Genomic DNA, 712 nt, shown 5'->3' on the forward strand with positions numbered 1-712 from the left:
CAACGAGTATGAGCTCGATCTTCTGCGTCAGCGCTCCTTGTCGGCCCGCTATGAGAAGGCCCGGCGCGGTGAACTCGTCGTCGCTTCCCCGGTCGGCTTCGTGAAGGTCGGCGACCGGCTGGAGAAGGATCCCGACCGTCGCATGCAGGAGGCCATCACCCTTGTGTTTGACAAGGTGGCGGAACTCGGCAGTGCCCGCCAGGCCCTGCTCTGGTTCCTCGAACATGGGCTGGATTTGCCTGCCAAGCGCAACAATGGCGATGTGGTCTGGCGCAGGCCAAGCTATGCGACCATCCACCGAATGATCGAGAACCCGATCTACGGCGGCGCCTACGCCTATGGTAAGACTCGTGCTGCGTCGGGATATGATGCAACAGCCATTCGTTCGCGCAGCCGCCGTAAGGCGCGTGATGAATGGCTGGCGCTGATCCCGGGTGCACACGAAGGCTACGTCAGCTGGGAAAGGGCGGAAGCGATCCGCAAGATGGTGAGCGACAACGTGCCCGCGAGCCGGCATCACGGGGCGCCCAAGCATGGCGACGCTCTGCTCGCCGGCCTTGTCCGCTGCCGGCGCTGCGGCCGCAAGCTGACGGTCCGCTACACGGGAACCAAGCACAACATTCCGCGCTATTCCTGCTGGCGTGGTCTGCTTGACAATGGCGAGCCGCGTTGCATCGCCTTCGGTGGACTACGCGTCGACGACGCCATCGAG

The 712-nt window shown here is 63.9% G+C and carries 1 protein-coding gene; it reads left to right on the forward strand.

The genetic code is table 11. From position 1 onward, the window contains the following. The coding region (locus NKH41_RS34075) for a recombinase family protein (RefSeq protein WP_352936012.1) at window positions 1-712 on the forward strand (712 nt) is incomplete at both ends.

It is taken from the genome of Mesorhizobium sp. M1169 (assembly GCF_040318345.1).
Taxonomy (GTDB): domain Bacteria; phylum Pseudomonadota; class Alphaproteobacteria; order Rhizobiales; family Rhizobiaceae; genus Mesorhizobium.